A 25,726-nucleotide genomic window follows, 5' to 3' on the forward strand; every position below is an offset into this window, starting at 1 on the left:
TGTCGAGGAGTGCCCTCCCCACCCTTCCCCGGTCGGGCTGGGACCAGTCGACGGGCCGTACCCTTGGGCACGATGCAGTGCAGCTACTTCGACGACGCGCGGTGCCGCTCGTGCACCCTGATGGGCATGCCGTATGCCGCTCAGCTCGCTTCCAAGGACGAGCGTTGCCACGCCGCGCTGGCTGAGGCTGCGTCATCCGTGTCGTGGCTGGGTCCGGTCAGCGGCCCGGAGTCCGGTTTTCGCAACAAGGCCAAGCTCGTGGTCGCCGGGCAGCCCGGATCAGTCACCCTGGGCATCCTCGACGACTCGAACCGCGGCGTCGACCTGCGGGCGTGCGGCCTCCACGAGCCCGGCCTGCAGGACCTCATCCCCCGGGTCGCCGACCTCATCGACGAGCTGCGACTCGATCCCTACGACGTCCCGGCCCGCCGGGGCGAGCTGAAGCACGTGCTGCTGACCCGCTCCCCCACCGGCGAGGTCATGCTCCGCTTCGTCCTCCGGTCGCAACGACACCTGGCCCTCCTGCGGTCGCGACTGTCGGTGGTCACGGAGCGGTTGCCCGAGGTCGCCGTGATCTCGGTGAACCTTCAACCAGTCCACCAGGCGATCCTCGAGGGGCCGACCGAGATCGTCCTGTCCGAGTCCGATGCGCTGAGCATGCCCGTCAACGGCCTCGTCCTGCACCTGCGGCCCAACAGCTTCTTCCAGACCAACACAGCTGTCGCGGCCGCCCTGTACCTGCAGGCTGCTGAGTGGGTGGACCGGGTCCAGCCCGCCGACGTGCTCGACCTCTACTGTGGCGTGGGCGGATTCGCCCTCCACGCGGCGAGATCCGAGGGCAGGACGGGTCGCCGCGTACGTGGCGTCGAGCTGTCCCCCGATGCCGTCGCGAGCGCACGCCGCAGCGCCGCCGAGCTCCGCGAGAGGCGTCCCGACGTCGGCTCCCTGGTGTTCGAGGTCGGCGACGCGACGGACTCCGGGATCCTGCGGTCTCTGCCGGCCGGTCCCGACTCGCTCGTGATCGTCAATCCGCCTCGGCGCGGCATCGGCCCGGGCCTCGCCGCCCAGATCGAGGACTCGCGAGTCGGTCACCTCGTCTACTCGAGCTGCAACGTCGAGAGCCTCGCCCGGGACCTCCGCGCGCTGCCGTCGTTCGTGGCCCTGGAGGCCCGCCTGTTCGACATGTTCCCCCAGTCCTCGCACCACGAGGTCGCCGTCCTCCTCCGGCGGACCACGGACCGCTCGTGAACGACGGAGACGGGCGTCTGGCCACGATCCAGCGACGGTTCGCGGACTTCGCACGCGAGTACGCCCACCTGCCGCTCTACGGTGCGCTCGCGCGCCGGCTCGCCGAGGACGACGAGACCGCGCGCCTCCTGCTCGCCGCCGCGCCGGGTCAGGATCGTCCCGTGCTGTGGCTGGCGGCACTCCACGACCTCGTGCTCGCGGAGCCGAGTCTGCCCGCGGCCAGGTGGTTTGCGAGCGTCGTCGGTCGGGACGCGGTGCCCCAGGGTGACCCGTGGCCCGACGTGCGCTCCACGGTGCTCGCACATCGAAGGACGCTGATGAGCGTCATCGCCTCGCGATCGATCCAGACCAACGAGGTCAACCGGTGCGTCTACGTGGCGGCGGGCCTGGTCGCCGCCACGGCCGACCGTCCAGACGACCGCACGGAAGGAGTGGCGCTGGTCGAGCTCGGGGCCAGTGCCGGTCTGCTGCTCGGCGTGGACCGCTACGCCATCGAGCTCACCCGCGACCGACGCGTCACCGTCGGTGGCGACCCCGGCTCACCGGTCCGGTGCAGAGGCGTTGACCGCTCGCCGGTCCCGGTGCGGGTCGAGGCGATGCCCCGAGTCACCGGGCGGGCCGGGGTCGACCGCAGCCCGGTGCACCTGGGCCGAGAGGCCGACGTCCGGTGGCTTCGCGCCTGCCTCTGGCCTGATGTCCCCGGCAGGGTCGAACGCTTCGAGGCGGCCTTGCCGCTCGCGGCACGCCACCCTGCCCCTCTCCTCGAGGGCGACCTCGTCGACCGGGTCGGCGAGGTGGTCGACGTCGCTCGCGCCGGGTCAGCATCGGCCGAGCACGTCGTCGTCTACAGCTCATGGGCGCTGACCTACGTCGAGAGCTCGCGACGGGCGGCTCTCGCCGAGCGGCTCACCGCCCTGGGCCGCGACCTGCCGGCGCTGTCCTGGCTGACCGCGGAGCCGCCCGGTGCCGCCCCCGGCATCGCTGCCACACGTGGACCGCGCGAGGGATCAGGCGAGGGATCAGGCGAGACGGTCCTCGGTCTCCGTCGATGGCGAGCAGGCGCGGAGGTCGAGCCGCTCGTCCTGGGCACCTGCCACCCCCACGGCGAGTGGATCGACCTCTCACCGGCGCCGGTCGCGTCGACATCATAATGTCGATTACCGGCGAAACGTATTGTGCCACAAGGGAATTCAGGACTCCAACGCGACCGCTCCGTCGACCACCCACCACGCTGCATACGGGCTCAGCATCGCATTCCCGTCTGCTCCCCCGATCACCGCGTGGCCACTCAGGGCGTTGACCGGCTCGCTGATCCCGGCACGGCCGAAGGTGTGCATCGACACCGGGCGCCAGGTGTCCGTCACGTTGTAGACGCACACCATGTTCCCGCTGGGATGTCTCCGTTCGACCACGAGCACCCCGTCGTCGGAGTCGGGGACGACGTGCGTGACCGCTGAGGCATGCAGCTGTGGGAGTGATGCCCTGGTCCTGGCCAGGTGGGCGATCCCCTGGAAGACCTTGCCCACGGTGCTGGACAGCTGTTTTCGGTGCTCCGCCAACCTCCAGTCAAGCCGCGGTCGGTGCGCCCAGCGGTTGTCGTCCTCGTGACCCGGCTCAGCCGACCAGCGCGGGTCGTTGGGCTGCCCGAGCTCGTCGCCACTCCAGATCACCGGGATCCCGCCCCAGCCGGCGACGATCGCGTGAGCCAGGAACATCCGAGCCAGCGAGCGGTTCACCGCATCAGCGGTCGGGGCCGTGGTGAGACCGACGAGGGCGGCTGCCGTGCCGCTGATCCGCTTGTCTCCGGTCGCCGGGTTGTACTGGAAGACGAGCCCGTCGGCCCATGACCCGGGGTGGTCACCGGCATACCACTCCGAGAGGAAGCGGCGATGCGAAGGACCGTCGAGCCCCACGGCGAGGGCGTCCTGGTCGTCGATGGCCCAGCCGATGTCGTCGTGGCACCGGATGTAGCAGATCCACGTGCCCGTCGGTGGAGTTGCCGGCAGCTGGGCCAGCGCGTGTCTGGCGAGGGCGACGTTCCCGGCCGCCAGCATCGACCACACCTGCACCATGAGGCTGTTGTGGTAGGCCAGCTCGCTGACCCTCCCCGTGTGGCGCCCTGTGCCGAGGTACTGGACCAGGTCCCGGGGGCCGACGATGGCTTCAGCCTTGAACGCGAGAGCGGGACAGGCGATCCGGGCCACGGCGCGCAGCGCCTGCGTCAGCGCGTGGACCTCGGGCTGGTTCTGGCACGACGTCCCCAGCCGCTTCCACGTGAAGGCGATGGCATCGAGGCGCAGCACCTCGACCCCGAGGTTGGCCAGGTGCAGCACGACCTCGGCGTACTCGCAGAGGACGTCGGGGTTGGCCCAGTTGACGTCCCACTGCCACTCGTTGAACGTCGTCCAGACCCAACCGTCCACCTCCTCGTCCCACGTGAAGTTGCCCGGGGCGAAGTCGGGAAAGACCTCGGGCAGGGACTGCTCGAAGGCGTCCGGCTCCCGGCGATCGGGAAAGACGTGAAAGTAGCGTCGGTATCGCTCGTCCCCGGCGCGGGCTCGCCGGGCCCACTCGTGCTCCCTGGCGACGTGGTTGAGGACGAGGTCGCAGACGAGCGAGATCCCGCGGGAGCGCAGGGTGCGAGTGAGCGCCCTCAGGTCGTCGTTGGTCCCCAGGTCCGCTCGGAGGTGTCGGTAGTCGGCGACGGCATAGCCGCCGTCGTTGTCGCCCTCGCGTGGTTGCAGGAGGGGCATGAGATGGAGGTAGGAGACGCCGAGCTCGGACAGGTAGTCCAGGCGTGCGGGCAGGTCCGAGAGTCGTCCGGCGAACCGGTCCGTGTAGCAGGCGTAGCCGAACATCGTGGGTTGCTGCAGCCAGTCGGGACGCAGCAGCCTCCGCTCGTCGAGCAGCTGCAGCTCCTCGTCGCGGTCCCGGTATCCCCGTGCCGCGATGGCCGTGAGGCGCTCGGTGACCGCGGCGAGGTCCTCGGCGGGGTACAGCTCCCGGAGGGCCGCTCGGAGATCGGGCACCCAGCGCTCGAGCCGCAGCTGCAGTGTCGTGCGTCGGGCCGGGCTCAGCTCGTCGAGCACGTGCCCAGTGGTCTCGGGCTCTCCTGTGGTGGACGCTGCTCCGCTGGCCGCTGCTCCGCTCGACATGGACGCATTCAAGCGTAGGCGGGCGGCGCCGTCACCTGCTTCGCCGCCCGAGGGTCTCGGCGTAGCCGTCCAACGCGTCGAGCACCTCTGGTGCGCGGTAGACCCGGTTGCGTTTCCACCCGGTCGACTCGAGGAGCACGCCGGCGTCGACCAAGCGAGCCAGGGCGCTCTGTGCGGTCGGCGCGGACACGTCGAGCTCGTTCGTGACGAGCCTGGCCGTGACGACCGGTTGGCGCAGCAGGACGTCGGCGATGCGCCACACCACCGAGTCCGTCCGTGCCTGGACGCGAGCGCCCCACCCCGCGCGGATCTCGCGCAGCCGACCGACCAGCGACTCCCCCACGACGACGCCGGCGCGCGCCGCGTCGGCGACGCACCGGAGGATCGGCTCGGCATCGCCGTCCCGGTAGGAGGTGAGCGCGTCGAAGTAGCGCGCCTTGGTCACGAGCAGGCCCGCCGAGATGGGGACGGTGACGCGGTGGATGACGCCGGTGTTGACCAGCGAGGCGTGGAGCAGGGCGCGACCGGTCCTCCCGTTGCCGTCAGCGAAGGGGTGGATCGTCTCGAACTGCGCGTGGGCCAGCGCGGCCAGGGCGAGTGGCGGCACGTCGTCCCGGAGCAGAAAGGCGACGAGGTCGCTCATCAGCGCGGGAACCGCCTCGGCGACGGGAGCGACGAAGTCGGCGTCGCCGGGATGCACGCCACTGCCACCGATCCAGACCTGCTCCTGCCTCCACTGACCCGGACGCACTCGGCTCTGCCCCGTCATCAGCGCTCGGTGCATGGCGAGGATCGATGCCTCGTCGAGGTCTCCCGCGAGCTCCATGGCGGCCTGCATGGTCCGGACGTTGGCGAGGATCGACAGGGCGTTCGTGCGGTCCCCGGCACCGATGGTGGCCTCCGCCAGTGCCCGGGCTGAGGAGGTGAGGTTCTCGATGTGCGAGCTCGCCGCGCTCTCGGAGCGGAGCAGGATTGCGGCGAAGGGCGCGACCTCGCCCGCTCCCCCGGCGTCGAAGGAGGTGAGCAGTCGAGTCGCCTCGTCGAGGTCGGCGGCGAGGTCGCTGGGCAGCTCGATGACATGGTCGGCGATCGATGGCACCACGGCGGCCTGATAGCTGGCGGGGATCCGTCGGCGGGCCCGCCGGGAGGTCGTGGCGAGTCCCTCGGGGGCAGGGGTCCACTCCCGTGAGACCGCTCCGGTCGCCGGCCAGTTCATGGGATGAGCGTATCTTAGTTAAGGAAAAGTACGGATCCTTAACTACGTCAGGAAATCGGCCGGATCTCCAGCGCCGATCCGCGCGACTTCGGCATATCCCTCGGAGAAGTCGATCACGGTCGTCGGCTCGGGCCCGCACTCCCCCGAGTCGACCACGGCGTCGACGAGGTGGTCGAGGCGCTCCTTGATCGCCCAGCCGTCGCTCATCGGCTCCTCGTCGCCCGGCAGGAGCAGCGTGCTCGAGAGGAGCGGCTCGCCGTGCGCCTGGAGCAGGGCGCGGACGACCGGGTGATCCGGGATCCGCACCCCGACGGTCCGCTTCCTGGGGTGCAGCAGGCGGCGCGGCACCTCCTTGGTCGCCGGGACGATGAAGGTGTAGGCGCCGGGCGTGTGCGACTTGACGGCCCGGAAGACGGCGTTGTCGAGCTGGGCGAACTGGCCGAGCTGCGCGAAGTCTGCGCACACGAGGGTGAAGTGGTGGCGCTCGTCCAGCCCGCGGGTGCGCAGGATTCGACCGCGGCCCTCGGGGTTGTCGAGCGAGCACCCGAGCGCGTAACCGGAGTCCGTGGGGTAGGCGATGAGACCGCCGTCCTTGAGGATCTGGACGGCCTGGGCGATCCGCCGGGGCTGCGGATCGACCGGGTGCACGTCGAAGTACTTGGCCATGACGCACACCCTGCCACGTCACCCGACCGGGCAGGTGGTCCGTCCCCTCACAGGGCCAGGCTCGTCCCGGCGACCCAGAGTGAGCAGGGCTTCGTCGATCCGCCACGGACGCCGGCACACGGAGGCAGGGCGCTCGGTGGCTGGAGCGTGCCGGAACCGAGATCCCGGATCCACAGTGCTGGGCCGGGCTGCCAGACCTCCTGCACGACGTCGCAGTCACACCGGGCACCCTGTGCGGTGAGTCGCCTGGTCAGCGTCACGGCGCGGCGGGCGCGGGCGAGGCGGTACTGCTCGGCCCAGCCCAGCCCGTCGCTGCAGCCACCGAGACCGACCATGCGATGGACGAAGCACGTGAGGCACTCGCCCGGCTGGGGCAGGACTCCGGTCTCGGGGTCGACCGGGTGGCCGGTGAAGATGTGGATGACGTTGGACATGGCCCTCCCTTCCGCGTCCAGCCTGCGTGAGTCGGGCGCGGGCGGCAGGGTGTCGGGGCAGCCCTGTGGACGGCACGGCGGAGGCCACGCGGGATGTGGACGAGGTCACCCCCACGCCGTTGCGTGGTCCACCGAGCGGCGGGTCAGGTGCGTGAGGCGTCGGCCAGCAGGGCCGCGAACGGCGTGACGTCCTCGAACGGGTCGATGGCCGGACGTGCCGGTGACCCCGTGAGGAGCCGGACGAACTCCGCCCCGGCTCGCTCGATGCGGGCGCCGAGGCGGCCGGCCTCGACGCTTCCCCAGTCCTCGGACGCCGCGAAGACGGCGACGGGCGCGACGAGGGCGCCGAGGTGGGCGAAGAGCGGCCGCAGGGCGTGGTCGATGGCGAGCGAGTGGCGCGCCGTGCCCCCGGTGGCGCCGAGGAGGACCGGTTTGCCGCGGAGCGAGTCCTTGGGCAGGACGTCGACGAGCATCTTGAAGAGGCCGCTGTAGGACGCGCTGTAGATGGGCGTCGAGACGATGAGGGCGTCGGCCTCGACGATGGCGTCGAGCCGGGCCTGCAGGTCGGGCGAGGCGAACCCGGTGAGGACGTTGTTGGTCAGGTCGTGGGCGACCGCACGGACCTCGATCACCTCGACGCTGACCTCTTCGGCCGGGAGCGCCCGGACGACGGCCTCGGTCAGGCGGTCGGCGAGCAGCCGGGTCGACGACGGCTCGGTGACACCGGCCGTGACGACGGCCAGACGGGTGGTCATGAGGTGGCTCCCTTCGCTGAGACGGGGGTGCGGGAGGCGTCGGGCGAGGCGCCCGTGACGTCGTCGGCCGCGGCGTAGACGGTTGCGTCGTGGGCGCCGCCCGCCTGGGCGACGAGCGCGGCGTGCGTGGGCGCATCCGGCACGTGGGCCGGCTTGAGCGCGGCGAACTCCTTGCGCAGCACGGGGACGACCTCCTCGCCGAGGATGTCGAGCTGCGCGAGGACGGTCTTGAGCGGCAGGCCAGCGTGGTCCATGAGCCAGAGCTGACGCTGGTAGTCGCCGACATAGTCGCGGTAGCCGAGGGTGGCCTCGATGACCTGCTGGGGGCTGCCGACGAGGAGGGGCGTCTGGGCCATGAAGTCCTCGAGCGAGGGGCCGTGGCCGTAGACGGGCGCGCTGTCGAAGTAGGGCCGGAACTCCCGGATCGCGTCCTGGCTGTTCCTGCCCATGAAGACCTGCCCGCCGAGACCGACGATCGCCTGGTCCGCGGACCCGTGGCCGTAGTGCTCGAACCGCCGGCGGTAGAGCTGGACCATCTGCCGGGTGTGGGAGGCTGGCCAGAAGATGTGGTTCGAGAAGAACCCGTCGCCGTAGTAGGCGGCCTGCTCGGCGATCTCGGGGCTGCGGATCGAGCCGTGCCAGACGAAGGGCGGCACCCCGTCGAGGGGCCGTGGCGTCGACGTGAAGCCCTGGAGCGGCGTGCGGTACTTGCCCTGCCAGTTGACGACGTCCTCCCGCCACAGGCGGTGGAGCAGCGCGTAGTTCTCGATCGCGAGCGGGATCCCGTCGCGGATGTCCTTGCCGAACCACGGGTACACGGGGCCGGTGTTGCCGCGTCCCATCATCAGGTCGACTCGTCCGTCGGCCAGGTGCTGGAGGTAGGCGTAGTCCTCGGCGACCCGCACCGGGTCGTTCGTCGTGACCAGGGTGGTGGCGGTCGTGAGGACGATCCGCTCGGTCACGGCCGCGACGTGGGCCAGCAGCACGGTCGGGTTCGCGGGAGCGACGAACGGCGGGTTGTGGTGCTCACCCGTGGCGAAGACATCGAGGCCGACCTCCTCGGCCTTCTTCGCGATGGCGACCGTGGCCTTGATCCGCTCGTGCTCGGTGGGCGTGCGACCGGTGGTGGGGTCGGTGGTGACGTCGCCGACGGTGAAGATCCCGAACTGCATGTGTCCCAGCTCCTAGGTAATTGACGATTCAAGCATACCAACATCTCGACCGCTCGGCGCATTCCCGGAAGACGAGAGGCCGTATGCCGCTGGGCCGGCTCCCCGGGGACGTGTCCGCACGCTCGGCTCGGGTGCGTCGAGAGGCCTCCCGGGCATGGGATCCTGAGCGCGTGACCCCCGAGATCTCACCCAAGGACCGGTTCATCACGGTCTACGGGCGCAACCCGGTCCACGAGGTGCTCCTCGACCCGGACCTGCACGTCGACAAGGTCGTCATCGCCGACAACGCCCGCGGCCCCGGTCTCACCGAGATCCGCCGGGCTGCGGGGCGACGGGGCATCACCGTCCAGTCGGCCCCGGCCGAGCGGGTGAAGAAGCTGGCCGGCAACGGCAGGCAGGACCAGGGCGTCTTCGCCGACGTCGTCGCACCGCGCATGCTCCCCCTGGAGGTTGCTCTCGAGCACGCCGACCTGCGCACCGTCCTGGTCCTCGACGGCATCACCACGCCGGCCAACGTCGGGATGATCCTGCGCTCGGCGACGGCCGCCGGCATCGACGGCATCGTCGTGCCCCGCCGTGGGGTCGCCTCGATCGACCCCCTCGTCGTCAAGGCCTCGGCCGGCATCGCGTTCCGGGCACCGATCCTCAAGACGTTCACCGCCGTCGAGGCCGTCACCGCGCTCCGGGAGCACGGCTTCCACGTCGTCGGTCTCGACGCCTCCGGCGAGGACGACCTCTTCTCGGCGCACCTGCCCGAGCCGGTCGCGTTCGTGCTCGGGAGCGAGACGTCAGGCCCCGGACCTGACGTCGCCCGCCTCGTGGACCGCTGGGTCTCCATCCCGATGGCGGGCGGAGTCGAGTCCCTCAACGTCGCTGCGGCCGCGGCGGTCGTCAGCTTTGAGCTCGTCCGGCGCTCACGGACGTGACCCGGCCTGGCCCACCGTCCCGCTGCCGACCTCGCTGACTCGTCCGCCGACGAAGACGGTGCCCTCGTCGTCGATCAAGAGGTGGAGCTGCGACGGCCGCGCCACCTGCGCTCCCTGGGAGATCGTCACCTGGAGTCCGCGTCGCTCCGTCAACGCGAACCAGCTGCCGAGGTTGGCCGCCGCCGAGCCGGTCGCCGGGTCCTCCTCGAGCGCGCTGCCGCTCGCCGCGAAGAGCCGCGAGGTGACGGTGGACTCCCCCGTCCACGCCCACACGTACACCTGCGGCTCCCGACCCGGCACGGCCAGCCGCTCGTGCAGGCCCCGGACCTCAGGGGTGCAGGCCGCGACCGCGTCAGCGTCCTCGAGCTCGATGAGCAGCTGCTCGACGCCGGCGTCGACCCAGTGCGCGCCGTCGACGACGACCGCGCCCGGACCGACGCCGAGGACCTCCGCGACCTCCGCCGGCGCCACCTCGAGCGGCCGGGAAGCCGCGGGATTGGCGCGCAGCTGCCAGCCGCCGGGGATGCGCCGCACGGGGATGCGGCCCGCCGGCATCGACAGGGTCACCTCGTCGAGGACCTCGCCGGAGCCCTCCTGCGCGCCGAGGGCCGCGGCGAGCTCGGCGACGACGTGGGCCGTGCCGAGGGTGGGGTGGCCGGCGAAGGGCATCTCGTAGGACGCGGTGAAGATCCGCACGTCCGCCTCGCCCGCCGGCAGGTCGGCGGCGGTGATGAAGGTCGACTCGCTGAGGTTGAACTGCCGGGCCCAGGCCTGCATGCGGGCCGGGTCGAGCGACCCGGCGTCCTCGAACACGCAGAGTGGGTTGCCGGAGAACGGATCGTCGTCGATGGAGAACACATTGAGCAGCCGGAACCTGAGCGTCATGGCCTCAGTCTGTCGCGGTGCCGCTAGATTGCGCCCATGGCCCACCCCGACGGTGTCGTTCCCGGCAGCATCTACCTCTTCCGCCACGGCGAGACGGAGTGGTCGCTGAGCGGACAGCACACGGGCACGACCGACCTGCCCCTGCTTCCCGACGGAGAAGCCGCCGCCCGGGAGCTCGCGGACATCCTGCGCAACCGGCGCTTCGAGCGGGTCCTCGTCTCTCCGCTGCAACGGGCCCGCCACACGGCCGAGCTCGCCGGCCTCGGCGACTTCGAGGTCGAGCCGCTGCTGCGGGAGTGGGACTACGGCGCCTACGAAGGCATCACCACGGCGCAGATCTCCGAGCAGCTCGGTCGACCGTGGGAGGTCTTCGTCGACGGCGTCGTCCCCGGTGACACTCCCGGTGAGAGCGTCGACGAGGTGGCTGCGCGGGCGCAGCAGGTCATTGACAAGGTCTGGCCGAGCCTCGAGCGCGGCGACGTCGCCCTCTTCGGGCACGGGCACGCGCTCCGCGTCCTCACGGCCGTGTGGCTCGGGCGCAGCCCCCGGTTCGGCCAGCACCTCATCCTCGACGCGGGGTCGATGAGCGTCCTCACCCACCACCGCTCCACCCGCTGCATCGGCACCTACAACCTCTCGCCGTGGCGTCTGCTCAAGGACGCCGCCACCTAGCAGACCCAGCTCGACGGCGGGAGCGGGCTCAGCGGCATACGGCGTGGGCGGCGCCGGCGGAGCGCCCGGCTCACCCGGCCGTCGGCAGCTCCCACTCGTGGACCGGCTCGTTGGCGTTCATGCCCTCGATGTACGCCGCGAGCATCTCCCGGAGCGCCTGGTCCCGGGTCCGCCCGTGTGACTCCAGCCGGGCGACGCACTCGGCCTGCCAACAGGCGCCATTCATCGCCTTGAGGCAGCGCTGCTCGATGATCGTCAGGTAACGGTCGCGCACCTTCTGGGACACACCCCACCGCTCGAGCCCCTCGTGCGCCATCGGCAGGAGCCGGCGCAGGACGAGCTCGGTCGCGGGCACCTCCCCCAGCCCCGGCCAGTACGTCCTGGCGTCGATGCCGAGCCGCGCGCCCTCCTCGAAGTTGGCCTCCGCCGCGGAGAAGCTCATCCGGGTCCACACCGGCCGGTCCTCCTCGGCGAGGACCCGGATGACGCCGTAGTAGAACGCCGCGTTGGCGAGCACGTCGGCGATGCTCGGCCCCGCCGGCAGGACGCGGTTCTCCACCCGCAGGTGGGGCCGGCCCTGGACGATGTCGTAGATCGGGCGGTTCCACCGATAGACCGTCCCGTTGTGCAGGCGCAGCTCCTTCAGCTCCGGGACCTCGCCGCGCTCGAAGACCTCCTCCGGCTGCTCCTCGGAGATCTCGGGCAGCAGGGCCGGGAAGTAGCGGACGTTCTCCTCGAACAGGTCGAAGATCGAGGTGATCCACCGCTCCCCGAACCACACCCGTGGCCGGACGCCTTGGTTCTTCAGCTCGATCGACCGGGTGTCCGTCGCCTGGGTGAACAACGGGATGCGGGTCTCGGCCCAGAGCCGCTGGCCCAGGAAGAACGGGGAGTTGGCCCCCACCGCCAGCTGAGGGCCGGCCAGGACCTGAGCCGCGTTCCAGTGGTCGGCGAAGCGCTCGGGCTGGACCTGCAGGTGCAGCTGCATCGACGTGCAGGCCGACTCGGGCGCGAGAGAGTCGGAGTAGCGGGCGATCCGCTCCCCCGTCGGGCCCTCCAGCTCGAGCCAGACGTCCTCGCCCCGGGCATCGAGCACGGCGTTGTTGAGGGCCTCGTAACGGATGTTCTCGCTGATCCAGTCGCCCTCGAAGTGCTCCGGCATCACGGTGGGGAGGATGCCGATCGCAACGATGCCCGTGTGCAGCTCCGCGGCGCGCGCGGAGGCATGGTTGAGCGACTCGCGCAGGTGCTGCTCGAGCTCCAGCGCCGCGTCCCCCGGCAGCGGTCGAGGGTGGACGTTGAGCTCGATGTTGTAGCGGGCCAGCTCGGTCTGGTAGTTCGGGTCGGCGATGTGCTCGAGGACCGTCTTGTTGTCGAGCTTCGGGCCGAGGTCGCCGTTGACGAGGTTGAGCTCGATCTCGAGCCCGGTCATCGGCCGGTCGAACTCGAACTGGCTGTGCCCGAGCATCCGCTCGAACACGTCAAGGTCGCGGCGGACCTTCTCGCGGTACTGCTGCCGCTGCTCCCGGGTGTACCTGGCCTGTTCGACTTCGGCTCCCACGAGCCGAGACAACCACACATGGCGTCTCGGCGCGAGGGAATCCGACGTGCGTGTTCAGCTCTCGAACGCCTCAGGCGGCGGGCAGGAGCACACGAGGTGCCGGTCGCCGTAGGCGCCGTCGATCCGTCCGACCGGCGGCCAGTACTTGTCGGCCGCGTCGACGCCCACCGGGAAGGCCGCAGCGGCTCGGTCGTACTCCTTGTCCCACTCGCCGCTCGCGATCGCGTGCGCCGTGTGTGGCGCCCCGCGCAGCATGCTCCCCGCCAGGGGGACGTCGCCCTTGTGGACCGCCTCGATCTCGTCACGGATGGCGATCATCGCGTCGCAGAACCGGTCGAGCTCGTACTTGTTCTCGGACTCCGTCGGCTCGACCATGAGCGTGCCCGCCACGGGGAAGCTCATCGTCGGGGCGTGGAAGCCGTAGTCGATGAGTCGCTTGGCGATGTCGTCGACCGTGACGCCGGTGTCGGCGGTGATCTTGCGGACGTCGAGGATGCACTCGTGCGCCACGAGACCATCGGGACCGGAGTAGAGCACCGGGTAGTGCTCGCGCAGCCGCGCTGCCACGTAGTTGGCGTTGAGGACCGCCATCTGGGTCGCGTGGCGCAGCCCGGCGCCGCCCATCAGCCGGACGTACGCCCACGAGATCGGCAGGATGCTCGCCGAGCCGTAGGGGGCCGCGCTCACCGGTCCCACGCCCGTCTCCGGTCCTGCCTCGGGAGCGAGCGGGTGGTTCGGCAGGTGCGGGGCCAGGTGGGCCCGGACCGCGACGGGGCCGACGCCGGGGCCTCCGCCGCCGTGCGGGATGCAGAAGGTCTTGTGGAGGTTGAGGTGCGAGACGTCGGCGCCGAACCTGCCCGGCTGGGCCAGGCCGACAAGCGCGTTGAGGTTGGCACCGTCGACGTAGACCTGGCCGCCTGCGTCGTGGACGAGCCCGCACAGCTCCGTGATCGTGTCCTCGTACACGCCGTGGGTCGACGGGTAGGTCACCATGATCGCGGCGAGGTCGTCGCGGTGCTGGTCGATCTTGGCCCGGAGGTCGTCCATGTCGACCGTGCCGTCCGGGGCCGTCTGGACGACGACGACCTTGAGGCCCGCCATCACCGCTGAGGCAGCGTTGGTCCCGTGGGCGCTGGCCGGGATGAGGCAGATGCGCCGATGTCCTTCCCCGCGCGCCTGGTGGTAGGCGTGGATCGCCAGCAGCCCGGCGAACTCGCCCTGCGAGCCGGCGTTCGGCTGGAGCGACACCGCGTCGTAGCCGGTGATCTCGCAGAGCCACGCGGCGAGGTCGCCGATGAGGGCGCGGATCCCCTCGGACTGGTCGGCCGGGGCGAACGGGTGGAGGTTGGCGAACTCGGGCCAGGTGATCGACTCCATCTCGGTCGTGGCGTTGAGCTTCATGGTGCACGAGCCGAGCGGGATCATGCCGCGGTCGAGGGCGAAGTCCCGGTCGGCGAGGCGTCGCAGGTATCGGAGCATCGCCGTCTCCGAGCGGTGCGCGTGGAAGACCGGGTGGGTGAGGAACTCGGACGTGCGCGCAAGCGCAGCCGGTATGCCGCTGGGCTCGCTCCCGGGGTCCGCCGACACGGGCTCCGGCTGGGACTGCACGCCGAAGGCCGCGAGGATCTTCGTCAGGGTGGCCCCCGTCGTCGTCTCGTCTAGGCTGAGCGTGACGAGGTCGGCGTCGACCCGGCGGATGTTGATGCCGGCTGCGAGGAAGTCACGGACGACGTCGTCGGCGCGCCCGGGAACCGAGATCGCCAGCGTGTCGAAGTGGGTCTCGGTCGACAGCTCGACGCCACCGGCGAGCAGGGCCGCTCGCAGGCTGGCCGCGTGCGAGTGGATGCGCTGCGCGATCCGGGTCAGGCCGTCGGGCCCGTGCCACACCGCGTACATCGACGCCATGACCGCGAGGAGCACCTGTGCGGTGCAGATGTTGGAGGTCGCCTTCTCACGGCGGATGTGCTGCTCGCGGGTCTGCAGCGCCAGGCGGTAGGCGGGCTTGCCGTGGGAGTCGATCGACACCCCGACCAGACGGCCGGGCAGCTGCCGCTCCAGCCCCTGGTGCACCGACATGTAGCCCGCGTGCGGTCCGCCGAAGCCCATCGGCACGCCGAGACGCTGGGCGCTGCCGACGGCGATGTCGGCTCCCCACTCCCCCGGTGGCACGAAGAGGGCCAGGGCCAGCAGGTCGGCACACGCGGTCACGAGGGCCCCGGCCGAGTGTGCCGCCTCGGCGAGCGCCCGCCAGTCCAGGACCGATCCGGTCGCGTCCGGGTACTGCACCACGACACCGACGACCGTGCGGCCGTCAGCGGCAGCGGCCAGGTCCTCCGCGGACCGGACCGGACGCAGGTCGGCCACGACGAGCGGCAGCCCGATGGCCGTGGCCCGCGTCTGCATGACCGCGATCGTCTGTGGGAAGACGCGCTCGTCGACGACGACCACCCCGTCCGTGGCTCGACTCGCCCGGTGCATGAGCGACATGGCCTCGGCAGCCGCGGTGGCCTCGTCGAGCAGCGACGAGCCCGCGATCGCGAGGCCGGTCAGGTCGCTGACGACCGTCTGGAAGTTGAGCAGCGCCTCGAGCCGGCCCTGCGAGATCTCGGGCTGGTAGGGCGTGTAGGCGGTGTACCACGCGGGGTTCTCGAGGACGTTGCGTCGCACGACCGGGGGCGTGACGGTGCCGTAGTAGCCGAGACCGATGAGGGAGGTGAGCACGCGGTTGCGCGAGGCGAACCCACGCAGCTCGTCGATGACGGCGGACTCGCTGTCGGCCGCCTCGAGGTCGAGCGCCTCGGTCGACCTGATCGCTCCGGGGATCGCGCGGTCGCTCATGGCATCGAGGCTGGGCTGACCGACGACCTGGAGCATCTGCTCGATGTCGTCGGCGCGAGGACCGACGTGCCGGCCCACGAAGTCGGCGAAGGTGGTGTCCAGCACGGCTGGGGACTGGGAAGACATCGGGGCTCCTGACGGGACGAGCGGACGACACACGCTCCCCGTCTGTCGGAGCCGGCTTCGATGCCGACGTCCTCCAGGGTGCCTCGCCACATGGTCCGGGTGCCTGAGAGGTTCCGGGGATGTTGCCCCTTCGGCGCCTCGGCGACGTCAGGCGAATGCACCTCACGTCGGCCGGGGACTCTCCCATGTGGGTTGGACGGCAGGCCAAATCTACCAGTCGAACCGGGCCCGTCAGGAGATGTGGCGCGCCTGACGCCGCGCGGTCAGCTCGTCGTCGGGGTGATCGGCCGGCTCGCCGTCCTCGGCACGCTCGCTCGGGAGCTGGGCGAGCTCTCCCTCGATCTCGCGCCAGACCCGACCGACTGCGATCCCGAAGACGCCCTGCCCGCCCTGGACGAGGTCGATCACCTCATCCGCGGAGGTGCACTCGTAGACCGAGGCTCCGTCGCTCATCAAGGTGATCTGGGCCAGGTCCTCGACGCCGCGCTCGCGCAGGTGGTCGATCGCGACGCGGATCTGCTGCAGCGAGACCCCGGTGTCCAGGAGACGCTTGACCACCTTGAGGACGAGGATGTCCCGGAAGCCGTAGAGACGCTGCGTCCCCGAGCCGGTGGCGCCACGCACGGACGGCTCGACGAGCCCGGTCCGCGCCCAGTAGTCGAGCTGGCGGTAGGTGATCCCCGCGGCGCGGCAGGCGGTGGGGCCCCGATAGCCGACGTCCTCCGTGAGGTCGGGCAGGTCGTCGGAGAAGAGCATCCCCTGCGAGGCAACCGGAGCGCGCCGGCTGGCCCGGGCAGCATCCTCGATGGCAGCCATGCGAGTTCCTCTCGGTCGGGATCCCGGGCGTCGAGCAGACGACATCCAGGTAACTACAGTCACGTTGTTCAGTTCGACGGTAGAACCAGCGCCGGGCACCGTCAATCACCGACGTCACACCCGGCCGTCGTGTCGCCGGATCGGCGGTCGCTCAGGGCTCCGTGGGTGGTGGGCCGGGCTCGCCCGGGTGCTCGAAGTCCTCGGCCGACACGTGGTCGAGGAACTCCTTGAACCGCTCGACCTCGTCGTCCTCCTCCGAGGAGACGACGATGGCGGCCTCGTCGAGGATGCTCGGCTCGACCAGCACCTTCGAACCCGTGCGCAGCGCGAGCGCGATGGCGTCGGAGGCGCGAGAGCTGATCTCCGTCGTGCCGTCGATGATGAGGGCCGCGTGAAAGACCGAGTCCTTGAGGGCGACGATCCGCACCTCGGTGAGCTCGTGGCCGAGGCCGGCCAGGATGTCGCGCATGAGGTCATGGGTCAGCGGGCGCGGCGGGACCACGCCCTGCTGGGCATACGTGATCGCCGCTGCCTCGGGCGCCCCGATCCAGATCGGCAGGTAGCGACCACCGTCCCGCTCCCGGAGGAGCACGATGGGCTGGTTCGTCGGCATCTCCACGCGGACGCCCAGGACGTCGACCTCTCTCACCACACCACCGTACCTCGCTGGCGACCTGGTCGAATGGCCGCCGGGCCGGTTGGCCCGGGTGCGTGCGACGCACAGAGTGCCTCGGCGAGCCTCAGTGGTCGAGACCGGACCGCACGAGGGCCACGTGCAGGGCGACACAGGCCGAGAGGATCTCCGCGGTCCGCTCCTCCCGCGAGCCGTTTCCGCGCCGGGTGGCCAGGACCTGGTCGACGAGCCCGATCTCTCGGTCGGCAGCCGTGCGGAAGGGACGCAGGTGCCGGGGCTCGAGCCCGTGCTCGGCCAGCCGCTTGGCCGCGACGGCGACGTCGACGGCCTCGGCGGAGAAGTACCCGGCACCGTCGGCCCGGAGCAGGCCGAAGCTCTCGAGTGCAGAGAACAACGGCTTGTCGATCCCGCTCGCCTGCCTCAGCTCGGGGCCCGTGAGCCGCACTCGTGCACGCGGCACGAAGCCCTCCGGGCCGGGTAGCGCAGGGTCCGCCCCGGGAGCGGGCAGCTGTGGGCGGCCGGACTCGCCGCCCGGGTCGGACAGGCCGCGGTCGAGGGCGTCCAGGGCGTCGCGGATCACCTTCAGCGGCCAGAACCGGTCGCGCTGGGCGGTCAGCACGTAACGCAGGCGCTCCACGTCCTCGGAGCTGAAGAGCCGGTAGCCGGCTGCGGTCCGCTCGGGCGTGACCAAGCCCTGGGTCTCGAGGAAGCGCACCTTGGAGGAGGTGACGTCAGGGAAGTCGTCCCGCAGCTGGTCCAGGACCTGCCCGATCGTCAGGCCGTTGCGCATCCCGGGCCCCTCACGGTGACCCGCGCTCATCGAAGGTCTGGACCCACCTGTCGGGTCAGGCCGCGTAGTAGACAAGCCGGAACTTGCCGATCTGGACCTCGTCTCCCGTGTGGAGCCGGGCCTCCTCGATCCGCTCGCGGTTCACGTACGTGCCGTTCAGGGAGCCGGCATCACGAACGAGGTAGCCGTCGTCGCCCGCGATGAAGTTCGCGTGCTTGCGCGAGACGGTGACGTCGTCGAGGAAGATGTCGGAGTCGGGGTGCCGCCCGGCTGACACCTCGAGGTCGTCGAGCAGGAACCGGGCGCCGGTGTTGGGGCCGCGCAGCACGATCAGCAGTGCGGTGCCGGGGCGCAGCGCCTCGATCGTCGCCTGGTCCTCCGGGCTGAGGCCGCGGATGTCGTGCGGCTCGACGTGATCGGCGCCGGGGGTGGGCACACCCTGGAACCGCATCGTGCGGGGGTCGACCGGGAAGTCGTCCTGGCCGGGCTGATCGCTCGACATGCGGTCCTCCTCGTACGGATGGTTCTCGGGGTTCTCCACTCTAGTTCACTCCGGTGCCCTGTCGGCGAGCGCACGGCTCGGGGACAGGGCACCGGAGGGCGTTCGTTCAGCTCAGGGAGGCCACGTAGCCGCTGGAGTCGAGCAGTCCCTCGAGCGCCGCGGGGTCCGAGAGCCGCAGCTCGAACATCCAGCCCTCGCCGTACGGATCCGAGTTGACGAGCTCCGGGGTCGCGTCGAGGGCCTCGTTGACGGCCGTCACCTCGCCCGCAACCGGGGCATAGATGTCGCTGACGGACTTGGTCGACTCCACCTCGCCGCAGGCGTCACCGACGGCGACGGTGTCCCCCACGGACGGCAGCGAGACGTAGACCACGTCACCAAGGGCGTCCTGAGCGAAGGAGGTGATGCCGACCCGGACGACGCCGTCGTCGTCGCCCTCCCTGACCCACTCGTGGTCAGTGGTGTAGCGCAGGTCGGAGGGGTAGTCGAGGTCACTCATGGTCGCTCCTGTCAGAACGGGTTTGATCGGGTGTGCGAGATCTGCTGCGCGGCGCGCTCACCGGCACGGAACGGGCCCGGCGGTCGGTTCGACGTGTAGACGGGTCGAATCTACCGGCGTGCGTGCTGCTGCGGGGGGCGAAGCTGCGCACGCCCGGCCGGGGGCCGGTCACTGCACCGGCTCCGCGTGCACCGGCTCGACGGGAGTGTGGGTCGATGTGATCGTGATCGAGCTCGCCTGGTCCACCGAGGCGTTCGCGCCCTTGAGGCGAATCGTCTCGACGATTCCCCCGGGGATCGTCATCGCCGAGGCCAGGGTGTTGGGGTCACCGATCGCCTTGACGAGGATGGGTCGGCGAATCGGCTCGCCGTCGACCGAGAGGTTGCCACTGGAGTCACCGACGTACGAGGAGGCCACCACCCGCACTCCCCCGACCTCGATCGACTCGGCGCCGGCATCGCGCAGCTCCTGGATCAGGTCGAGGATGACCGGTCCGCTGACCCCCCGGTCGGGGTCGGTGATGGAGACGGTGATGCCCGGCCCCTGGGCTCCGAGGGTGCCGGCCAGGATGCCCAGGGTGTCAGCGCGCCGCTGAGCCTGCTCCAGCGCGTCACCGGTGCTTCCGGTGCCGCTGAGGAGGCGGTCGCGGGTCGTCTCGAGGTCATGGATCTGCTGGTCGAGCCGACTTGACCGGGCGGAGATGTCGTCGAGCAGTCTGATCAGGTCGGTCTGGCTGAGCTCGCTCAGTCCCCGTTCGTTGGTCAGCTGCACCTGCGTGGCGATGGCGACGCCGAGGGCGATGGCGAGCACTGCTCCGAGGGCGTTGGCCTTCGTCGTGCGCGGCTTGCTCATCAGCAGGAGCCGACGCCAGGCCGCTCGGCCCTCCACATGACCGGGTGGCACCCGATGGGGGTCCACGGCCGGGGCGGTGGCGAGCTCCGACTCCAGGCCGTATGCCGCTGGGCTGGGAGCCCCGACAACCGTCGCGGGACGCTCCGGCGGGCTCGGCTCAGCAACCGCCGGACCCGGCTCTGGTGCCGGCGCGGGTTCGGGCGCCGGCGCCGGTGCCGGCGGCTCGGGTGCCGGCGGCTCGGGTGCCGCGGGTTCGGGTGCCGCGGGTTCGGGTGCCGCGGGTTCGGGTGCCGGCGCGGGGTCGGGTTCGGGTGCCGGCGAGGGGTCGGGTTCGGGTGCCGGCGGCTCGGGTGCCGCGGGTTCGGGCGGGGTCTGGTCGGCGTCTGCGGCAGCCGCGGGCTCGGTGCTCGACGGCGCCTCTACGGGCACCGCCGGCGGCGGACCGGCCGCGGAGACCGACTGGGCCCTCGCGGCGCCCTTCGACTTGCCCTTCTTGCGTCGTGCCACGGGTCACGCCTTGAACAGATGACGGCGGATGGACGCGACGTTGGAGAAGATCCGCACCCCGAGGACGACGACGACCCCGGTCGAGAGCTGCGATCCCACACCGAGCTGGTCGCCGAGGAAGACGATGAACGCCGCGACGATGACGTTGGACAGGAACGAGACGACGAAGACCTTGTCGTTGAAGATCCCGTCCAGCACCGCACGCACGGCGCCGAACACGGCGTCCAGAGCTGCGATCACCGCGATGGGCAGGTAGGGCTGGAGCCAGACCGGCACCGCAGGGTCGAGGAGCAGCCCGATCGTCAGCCCGACCAGTAGTCCCAGGGCTGGAATCACGAATTGCTCCTCTGCGGGTCGCGGGCTGCGGTCATCGGTCGGCTCCCCCGGCGGATTCGGGGTCGCTCATGTCCGGGGTGAGGCTACTGCCCCCGGGCGTCGGGGTCACGGCGGCCCCCGTTCGATCGGTCGTGGCGTCGGTCGATAGATCGGTCGATAGATCGGTCGATAGATCGGTCGGCGCGGACCTGGTGCCGAAGGTCGACCCCGTGCCTGCCGTCGGGCCCGGGTCGAGTGGCTTGGCTGCGGTGAGGCGGGTCAGCGAGTCCGCGGGGACGGTCAGAGCATCACCGGCCACCAGGTCGGAGGTGATCCCGAACTGCTCGCTGAGCTGGCTGAGATAGACCCCGGCGAAGGATGGCTCGAACAGCTGCTGCATCCGGGCCGGGTCCCCCAGGGCAGTGATGACGTAGGGCGGGGTGATCGGTCGGAAGTCGACGATGATGGCTTGCCCTGCGAAACGGATGGCAGCGGTGGAGGTGAGCCGATGGCCGTTGATCGCAATGGCCTCGGCCCCCACGCCCCACAGGCCGTTGACGATGATCTGCAGGTCGTTGGAGGTGACACGTCCCGAGTCGAAACCACCGCTCGGTCGGGCTCCCGCATCGGCGCCCCGCTCCCCCGAGGGCGCGTCACCGACGGTGAGGGTCAGCCCGGAGCCCTTCATGGGGATGAAGCCGGCCTGGATCTCGAGCCGCTTGATCGTGTCGGTGAGGTCCGCGGCACCGGCCTGCCGGAGAGCCAGGGCCTCCAGGTCGCTCACCTGCTCACGGAGGTCGGCGATCGTGGTCTCCTGCTTCTGCCCCTCGGTCTGCAGCACCTCGATACGCGAGACGAGCTCACCTTTGACGGACGCCGCAGCCGTCGGGCGGGGGCGCAGCGCCTGCGCCCCCACGGCGAACAGGAAGCCCGTGACCACCATCATGACGATGACCATTGCCGTGCGCGTGGGGGTCGCGGGCGGCAGGCCCGCGGCCGCCCGTCGGTCGGCCGCCTGCTGGTAGCCGGGGTCCAGGGGGCGCTCCAACATCGAGGTCAGGAGCGTCATCGAGGCGTCCGGACGACGCGGCGAAGGGGTGCTCATGCGTGACCCACCCGGGAGCGGGCCAGCACGAACCTGGCCTGGAGCGCGTAGAGGACGGCCGCGAGCCAGTAGAGGACGATCCCCCACCAGGCGAAGCCCCATCCGACGGGGCGGGCGAGCTCGCCGACCCAGTCCGTTCGGTTCGCCAGGAGGAGGAGCGGGAAGGCGTAGAGCAGGTTGAAGGTCGCTGCCTTGCCGACGAAGTGCACCGGCAGCCCGATCTGTCCCCGACGCCTCAGGTGCAGCAGCATGACGGTCATGGCGAGCTCACGAAGGACGAGCGCAGCGACCAGCCACACGGGAATGATGTCGCGCCACGCAAGTCCCACGAGGGTGGTCAGGATGTAGAGCCGGTCGGCGACCGGGTCGAGGAGCTGGCCGAAGCGTGACTCCATGTGGAACTTGCGCGCGATCTTGCCATCGGCGTAGTCGGTGATGCCGCTCAACATCAGGACCAGCAGGGCCCAGCCATCCTCCTTGGTGAGGATCGCCCAGATGAAGACGGGGACGCCGATCAGGCGCAGGATCGACAGGACGTTGGGAAGGGTCAGCAGACGACCCGATACCTCGGTCGGACGGTGCTCCGACACGATCTCGCCATCCACGTGTCAGAGCCTAACCGCCGCGTCGGCTCGGGGCGGCGCCCGGGGACACTCGTGACCGAGACGAGTCCTCGCCCGGACAGACCCGGTCCCCAGTCCCGCGGACCGGCATCGCAGGGCCAGCCGTGGCACACTCTCAGCCATGCCCGGCGGACACCTCCACTCCCAAGGCCAGCACCGATCCCCAGCGCACGCTCATGGGCACGGTGGTGGGTCCCAGGTCGAGGTCGGCTCCCTCGCGAAGGCCGCCCTCATGGCCTTCCTCGTCCTGACCGCTGCGGCCACCGTGTTCGGTCTGGTGCGCTACTGGCCATCGGACGCTGCCTCGACCGACCGCGTCGCCTCGTCCGAGTTCGCGGCTCCCGGGGTGACCTTTCCGATCGCCACCGTCTCCGAGGTGCTCCCACCGTGTGCCAGTTCTGACAGGCAGGTCGGCGCCCCACCGCTGGAGGGCCAGCGCGGTGACGTCGCTGCGGACCTGGCCACCTGCGGCGCCATTCGCGTGGTGCTCGAGCCGGAGACCGGCGACTGGAACGACAAGCTCACCGTGACGATCTCCGTCCCCGCCCCGGTTTCCACCTCCGGACTCCAGTCGGGTGACAAGGTCCAGCTGTTGAAGATCCCGGCACAGGGCTCGGAGCCTGCCGCCTACTCCTTCCTCCAGGTGCAACGTGGGGCTCCGCTCGCTCTCCTGCTCGCGCTCTTCATCTTCGTGGTCGCGGTCGTCGCGCGGCTGCGCGGGGTCCTGGCCCTGGTCGGCCTCGGCTTCGGCGGTCTGGTCGTCATCAAGTTCATGCTCCCCGCGCTGCTCGAGGGGCAGCCCGGCATGCGCGTCGCGCTCATCGCGTCGACGGCGATCATGTTCGTCGTCCTCTATCTGGCGCACGGGCTCTCGACCCGGACGAGCACGGCACTCGCCGGCACGTTCTTCGGCTTGGCCATCACCGCTGTGCTCGGGGTGCTCGCCGTCCACCTGGCCCGCCTCAGCGGCGTCGCAGATGATGAGGGCGCCACATTGGCCGCCTTCAACGAGACGATGCGACCTCGTGACCTGCTGACCGCGGCGATCATCGTCGCCGGGCTCGGCGTGCTCAACGACGTGACGATCACCCAGTCCTCGGCCGTGTGGGAGCTGCGGGCGGCCGCGCCTCACCTGTCCCGACGGGCGCTGTTCACCTCCGGCATGAGAATCGGACGCGACCACATCGCGTCAACGATCTACACGATCGTGTTCGCCTATGCCGGTGCTGCGCTCCCGGTGCTGCTGCTGCTGTTCCTGTATGAACGACCGGTGCTCGACCTGCTCCAGGCCGAGTCCATGTCCGAGGAGATCGTGCGGACCCTCGCCAGCGCGATCGGTCTGGTGCTTGCCGTGCCGGCCACGACGGCGATCGCAGCCCTGACCGTCGGCCGAGCCCGGGAGCCGGAGATCCTGCCGACGGAGTACCTCTCCCCTGACGCATCGGGTGCGGACGAAGTCGTCGAGAACCTCGGGCCGGAGCCGAGCGACGCACCCGGGGACCCAGTGGACAGCCGGCTCGAGCGCAGGCGGGCCGGTCCCACCGCCGCTGAGCTGCAGATGCGTGCCTCCCGCACGTCGCGGGCTCCGAGCACACGCGCCGACCTGCGCTCCAGGACCAGACGCTAGGTCGCGCCCACCGGCCGTCGATGTCGCGCTCCGGGAGAGGAGGGGCAACGGGGAGCCCGCCACACCCCCAGTGAACCTGGGAGCGCGACGGGCCCAGCGGCATACGGCTTCAGGGTCAGACGTCGCGGCGGCGGGGATCCGAGGTGTCCCGCTCGTCGAGCGTGTCGGGGTGACCGTCGCCGTCAGTGTCGTGCGAGCGGAGTCGGTCGCTGGCGCCCGGATCGGCGTCGTCGGCCACGCGGTCCCGCTCCGCCAACCGGTCGCGCTCGTCATCGACGACGTCCGGGTCCTCGTCCATCCGGTCCCGCGCCGCCAGCCGGTCCCGGTCCTCGACCCGGTTGCCGTGCTCGTCGATCCGGTGCCCTTCCTTGTCGGTCCGCACGTCCGGGTCCCGCAGGTCCGCGAGGCGCAGCTGTTCGTCACGCTCCCGACGGACGGCGTCGGCGCGCCCCGCGCGGCTCTCCGCCTCCGCCGCGAGTCGCTCGGCCTCGAGCTGCTGCTTCTCGGCCTCTGCCCGGGCCAGCTCCGAGCGGGCCCGCGCCTCGGTCGCACTCGCCTCCCGCTCGCGCAGCTGGCGGTCGTGCTCGACTGCCCTTTCACGGATCTCGGCGGCCTTCGCGCGCTCCACCTCGGCCCGTCGCGTGCCTGAGCGTGACACGGCGAAGGCGATGATGGCGCCGACGACGATGAGCGCCACGATGATCCAGACGATCGTGCTGCCTTCCATGGAGTCCTCCTGATTCGCGGGACGGAGCGACTCCTGGTCGCTCCGTGTCTGCGCATACCCGCATCCACCCGTGGTCAACCGGCGCCGGGCCGCACCGGGGCCGCGCCGGGCCCGGACGGGGCGTCGGCGGGCCGGTGTCCCTCAGCTGCGTCGACACCCCGCCAAAAAGCAGAACCGGCCCTGAGCCTGCGTTTCCGCAGTCCAGAGCCGGTCCGATCGGTCGGGCTGACAGGATTTGAACCTGCGACCCCTTGACCCCCAGATCGGCGGGGGTCAAGTCACGTGCTCAGTACGATGTGCCGGGCACCGCGGCCGAAGGCATCTCCGCGCATGGCGCGCATAGCGGTGGGGACCTTTCGGGGACTAAGTCACCCGCTTCGTCCCGAAGGACGCACGCGGACTCACCGAATCACCGAGGGAGCACGGTGAGTGTCCAAGACTGTCCCCCCGTCGTGCAGCGAATTGCTGGGCCCTTGTCACTGGCGCTTCGGAAATCGAGGAGAAGGGGAGCCAGAGCCTCAAACCAACCGCCTCCGCCGAATAGCTGGTGTGCGCCACATCGGTTCGGCCGCCAGACCAGGATGAGCCGCCGACCCGATTGCGGAGCCGGTAGGCAGGCCGGAGAGACTGTCAAGCCCTCCCGCGCGGCGCTCGGGTGGTGCGGCGGCACACGGAGTGTGCACCTGGACCGGGCTGGGACTGGGGGCTTGACCGGCTCGGAGCGCCTGCCGGATGCTGCCGCGTCGGGTCGGTGGCGGGGTGACGTCCCTCCCTGGCGACGCGCGTCTTGTCTCAAATGGTGAGATCGCCGAGTACGTCGCGGGCCGGTTGGGCGATTACCAGTCCAGAACCCCATCAAGCAGGAGGCAGACGTATGAGGATCACGACCGCTCGAACGATTGTGGCCATTGGCGTGACGACGGCAGCGTGCCTGGCGGGTGGTTTGGCTGTGGCGTCGGCGGATACGGCTCCGGCTTCCAACACGGCCCCTGTCGTGGATGCGCCGCAGACCGTTCAGGACGGGACCAGCGACGATGCTGCCGTGGGCGACAACAACGGTGAGAACGAGAACGCC

At 70.7% G+C, this 25,726-nt stretch carries 25 protein-coding genes and 1 riboswitch; of the genes, 6 read left to right on the forward strand and 19 right to left on the reverse strand.

The features are described 5' to 3' along the window. The first annotated feature begins 72 nt into the window (after positions 1–72). Positions 73–1,248, forward strand: coding sequence for a class I SAM-dependent methyltransferase (locus ABWV20_RS13325; RefSeq protein ID WP_353355784.1), 1,176 nt, complete (start codon positions 73–75; stop codon positions 1,246–1,248). Then, the gene (locus ABWV20_RS13330) at positions 1,245–2,399 is read left to right on the forward strand and encodes a DUF2332 domain-containing protein (RefSeq protein WP_353355786.1); all 1,155 of its coding nucleotides are present in this window, start codon (positions 1,245–1,247) and stop codon (positions 2,397–2,399) included. The genes ABWV20_RS13325 and ABWV20_RS13330 overlap by 4 nt, the downstream gene beginning before the upstream one ends. Positions 2,400–2,438: 39 nt before the next feature. Here the strand turns inward: ABWV20_RS13330 and ABWV20_RS13335 are convergent, their stop codons facing one another. The 6 genes from ABWV20_RS13335 to ABWV20_RS13360 all read right to left on the reverse strand — a co-directional run bounded on the left by ABWV20_RS13335 (position 2,439) and on the right by ABWV20_RS13360 (position 8,646). Continuing rightward, positions 2,439–4,403 (reverse strand): alpha-amylase family protein, encoded by a 1,965-nt coding sequence (locus tag ABWV20_RS13335; protein ID WP_353355788.1) that lies wholly within the window; start codon positions 4,401–4,403, stop codon positions 2,439–2,441. 31 nt (positions 4,404–4,434) lie between these two features. Next, positions 4,435–5,619 carry a Fic family protein gene (locus ABWV20_RS13340; protein ID WP_353355790.1) on the reverse strand — a complete coding sequence of 395 codons (1,185 nt, stop codon included), beginning with the start codon at positions 5,617–5,619 and terminating at the stop codon, positions 4,435–4,437. A 42-nt stretch (positions 5,620–5,661) separates the two neighbouring features. Continuing rightward, entirely contained in the window at positions 5,662–6,285 is a 624-nt protein-coding gene (locus ABWV20_RS13345) for an L-threonylcarbamoyladenylate synthase (protein WP_353355792.1), read from the reverse strand. A 47-nt stretch (positions 6,286–6,332) separates the two neighbouring features. Continuing rightward, positions 6,333–6,719 carry a DUF2695 domain-containing protein gene (locus ABWV20_RS13350; RefSeq protein WP_353355794.1) on the reverse strand — a complete coding sequence of 129 codons (387 nt, stop codon included), beginning with the start codon at positions 6,717–6,719 and terminating at the stop codon, positions 6,333–6,335. A gap of 143 nt (positions 6,720–6,862) precedes the next feature. Beyond that, positions 6,863–7,474, reverse strand: coding sequence for a CE1759 family FMN reductase (locus ABWV20_RS13355; RefSeq protein WP_353355796.1), 612 nt, complete (start codon positions 7,472–7,474; stop codon positions 6,863–6,865). Further along, a complete protein-coding gene (locus tag ABWV20_RS13360) occupies positions 7,471–8,646 on the reverse strand; it encodes an LLM class flavin-dependent oxidoreductase (RefSeq protein ID WP_353355798.1) in 1,176 nt (391 codons plus the stop codon). Before ABWV20_RS13360 ends, ABWV20_RS13355 begins: the two co-directional genes overlap by 4 nt. A gap of 170 nt (positions 8,647–8,816) precedes the next feature. On the opposite strand from ABWV20_RS13360, the gene ABWV20_RS13365 reads away from it, so the two are divergent. After that, positions 8,817–9,572: a TrmH family RNA methyltransferase gene (locus ABWV20_RS13365; RefSeq protein ID WP_353355800.1), complete on the forward strand. Its 756-nt coding sequence runs from the start codon at positions 8,817–8,819 to the stop codon at positions 9,570–9,572. Here the strand turns inward: ABWV20_RS13365 and ABWV20_RS13370 are convergent. Next, positions 9,561–10,457, reverse strand: coding sequence for a PhzF family phenazine biosynthesis protein (locus ABWV20_RS13370; RefSeq protein ID WP_353355802.1), 897 nt, complete (start codon positions 10,455–10,457; stop codon positions 9,561–9,563). The two genes, ABWV20_RS13365 and ABWV20_RS13370, sit on opposite strands and share 12 nt — an antisense overlap. A 36-nt stretch (positions 10,458–10,493) precedes the next feature. Here ABWV20_RS13370 and ABWV20_RS13375 point away from each other — a divergent pair, with 36 nt between their 5' ends. Next, positions 10,494–11,129: a histidine phosphatase family protein gene (locus ABWV20_RS13375; protein ID WP_353355804.1), complete on the forward strand. Its 636-nt coding sequence runs from the start codon at positions 10,494–10,496 to the stop codon at positions 11,127–11,129. Positions 11,130–11,199: 70 nt separating this feature from the next. Here the strand turns inward: ABWV20_RS13375 and ABWV20_RS13380 are convergent, their stop codons facing one another. The 11 genes from ABWV20_RS13380 to clsA form a co-directional block, all read right to left on the reverse strand. Further along, positions 11,200–12,690, reverse strand: a complete 1,491-nt coding sequence (locus ABWV20_RS13380; RefSeq protein ID WP_353355806.1) for a glutamate-cysteine ligase family protein — start codon at positions 12,688–12,690, stop codon at positions 11,200–11,202. Positions 12,691–12,744: 54 nt separating this feature from the next. Beyond that, positions 12,745–15,654: an aminomethyl-transferring glycine dehydrogenase gene (gene gcvP / locus ABWV20_RS13385; RefSeq protein ID WP_353355808.1), complete on the reverse strand. Its 2,910-nt coding sequence runs from the start codon at positions 15,652–15,654 to the stop codon at positions 12,745–12,747. A gap of 81 nt (positions 15,655–15,735) precedes the next feature. Beyond that, positions 15,736–15,850: riboswitch (glycine riboswitch) on the reverse strand. Positions 15,851–15,885: 35 nt separating this feature from the next. After that, positions 15,886–16,470, reverse strand: a complete 585-nt coding sequence (locus ABWV20_RS13390; RefSeq protein WP_353355810.1) for a MerR family transcriptional regulator — start codon at positions 16,468–16,470, stop codon at positions 15,886–15,888. Positions 16,471–16,621: 151 nt separating this feature from the next. Next, positions 16,622–17,119: a bifunctional nuclease family protein gene (locus ABWV20_RS13395; RefSeq protein ID WP_353355812.1), complete on the reverse strand. Its 498-nt coding sequence runs from the start codon at positions 17,117–17,119 to the stop codon at positions 16,622–16,624. A 91-nt stretch (positions 17,120–17,210) separates the two neighbouring features. After that, entirely contained in the window at positions 17,211–17,924 is a 714-nt protein-coding gene (ftsR, locus tag ABWV20_RS13400; protein WP_353355814.1) for a transcriptional regulator FtsR, read from the reverse strand. Positions 17,925–17,949: 25 nt separating this feature from the next. Continuing rightward, positions 17,950–18,396, reverse strand: coding sequence for an FHA domain-containing protein (locus ABWV20_RS13405; RefSeq protein ID WP_353355816.1), 447 nt, complete (start codon positions 18,394–18,396; stop codon positions 17,950–17,952). Between the two features lie 106 nt (positions 18,397–18,502). After that, complete coding sequence (gene gcvH / locus ABWV20_RS13410; protein WP_353355818.1) at positions 18,503–18,895, reverse strand: glycine cleavage system protein GcvH; 393 nt, start codon at positions 18,893–18,895, stop codon at positions 18,503–18,505. Positions 18,896–19,063: 168 nt separating this feature from the next. Beyond that, positions 19,064–19,747 carry a DUF881 domain-containing protein gene (locus ABWV20_RS13415; protein ID WP_353355820.1) on the reverse strand — a complete coding sequence of 228 codons (684 nt, stop codon included), beginning with the start codon at positions 19,745–19,747 and terminating at the stop codon, positions 19,064–19,066. Between the two features lie 510 nt (positions 19,748–20,257). Continuing rightward, complete coding sequence (locus tag ABWV20_RS13420) at positions 20,258–20,590, reverse strand: small basic family protein (RefSeq protein ID WP_353355822.1); 333 nt, start codon at positions 20,588–20,590, stop codon at positions 20,258–20,260. A gap of 31 nt (positions 20,591–20,621) precedes the next feature. Beyond that, positions 20,622–21,674 carry a DUF881 domain-containing protein gene (locus tag ABWV20_RS13425; RefSeq protein ID WP_353355824.1) on the reverse strand — a complete coding sequence of 351 codons (1,053 nt, stop codon included), beginning with the start codon at positions 21,672–21,674 and terminating at the stop codon, positions 20,622–20,624. Then, positions 21,671–22,279 (reverse strand): cardiolipin synthase ClsA, encoded by a 609-nt coding sequence (clsA, locus tag ABWV20_RS13430; protein WP_353355826.1) that lies wholly within the window; start codon positions 22,277–22,279, stop codon positions 21,671–21,673. The genes ABWV20_RS13425 and clsA overlap by 4 nt, the downstream gene beginning before the upstream one ends. A 139-nt stretch (positions 22,280–22,418) precedes the next feature. Here clsA and ABWV20_RS13435 point away from each other — a divergent pair, with 139 nt between their 5' ends. Next, complete coding sequence (locus ABWV20_RS13435; RefSeq protein WP_353355828.1) at positions 22,419–23,924, forward strand: YibE/F family protein; 1,506 nt, start codon at positions 22,419–22,421, stop codon at positions 23,922–23,924. Between the two features lie 115 nt (positions 23,925–24,039). On the opposite strand, the gene ABWV20_RS13440 is transcribed toward ABWV20_RS13435, so the two are convergent. Beyond that, a complete protein-coding gene (locus ABWV20_RS13440) occupies positions 24,040–24,651 on the reverse strand; it encodes a hypothetical protein (RefSeq protein ID WP_353355830.1) in 612 nt (203 codons plus the stop codon). Between the two features lie 874 nt (positions 24,652–25,525). Here ABWV20_RS13440 and ABWV20_RS13445 point away from each other — a divergent pair. After that, the coding region (locus tag ABWV20_RS13445; RefSeq protein WP_353355832.1) for a hypothetical protein at positions 25,526–25,726 on the forward strand (201 nt) is incomplete at its 3' end.

Source organism: Intrasporangium sp. DVR, assembly GCF_040365325.1.
Taxonomy (GTDB): Bacteria; Actinomycetota; Actinomycetes; order Actinomycetales; family Dermatophilaceae; genus Intrasporangium.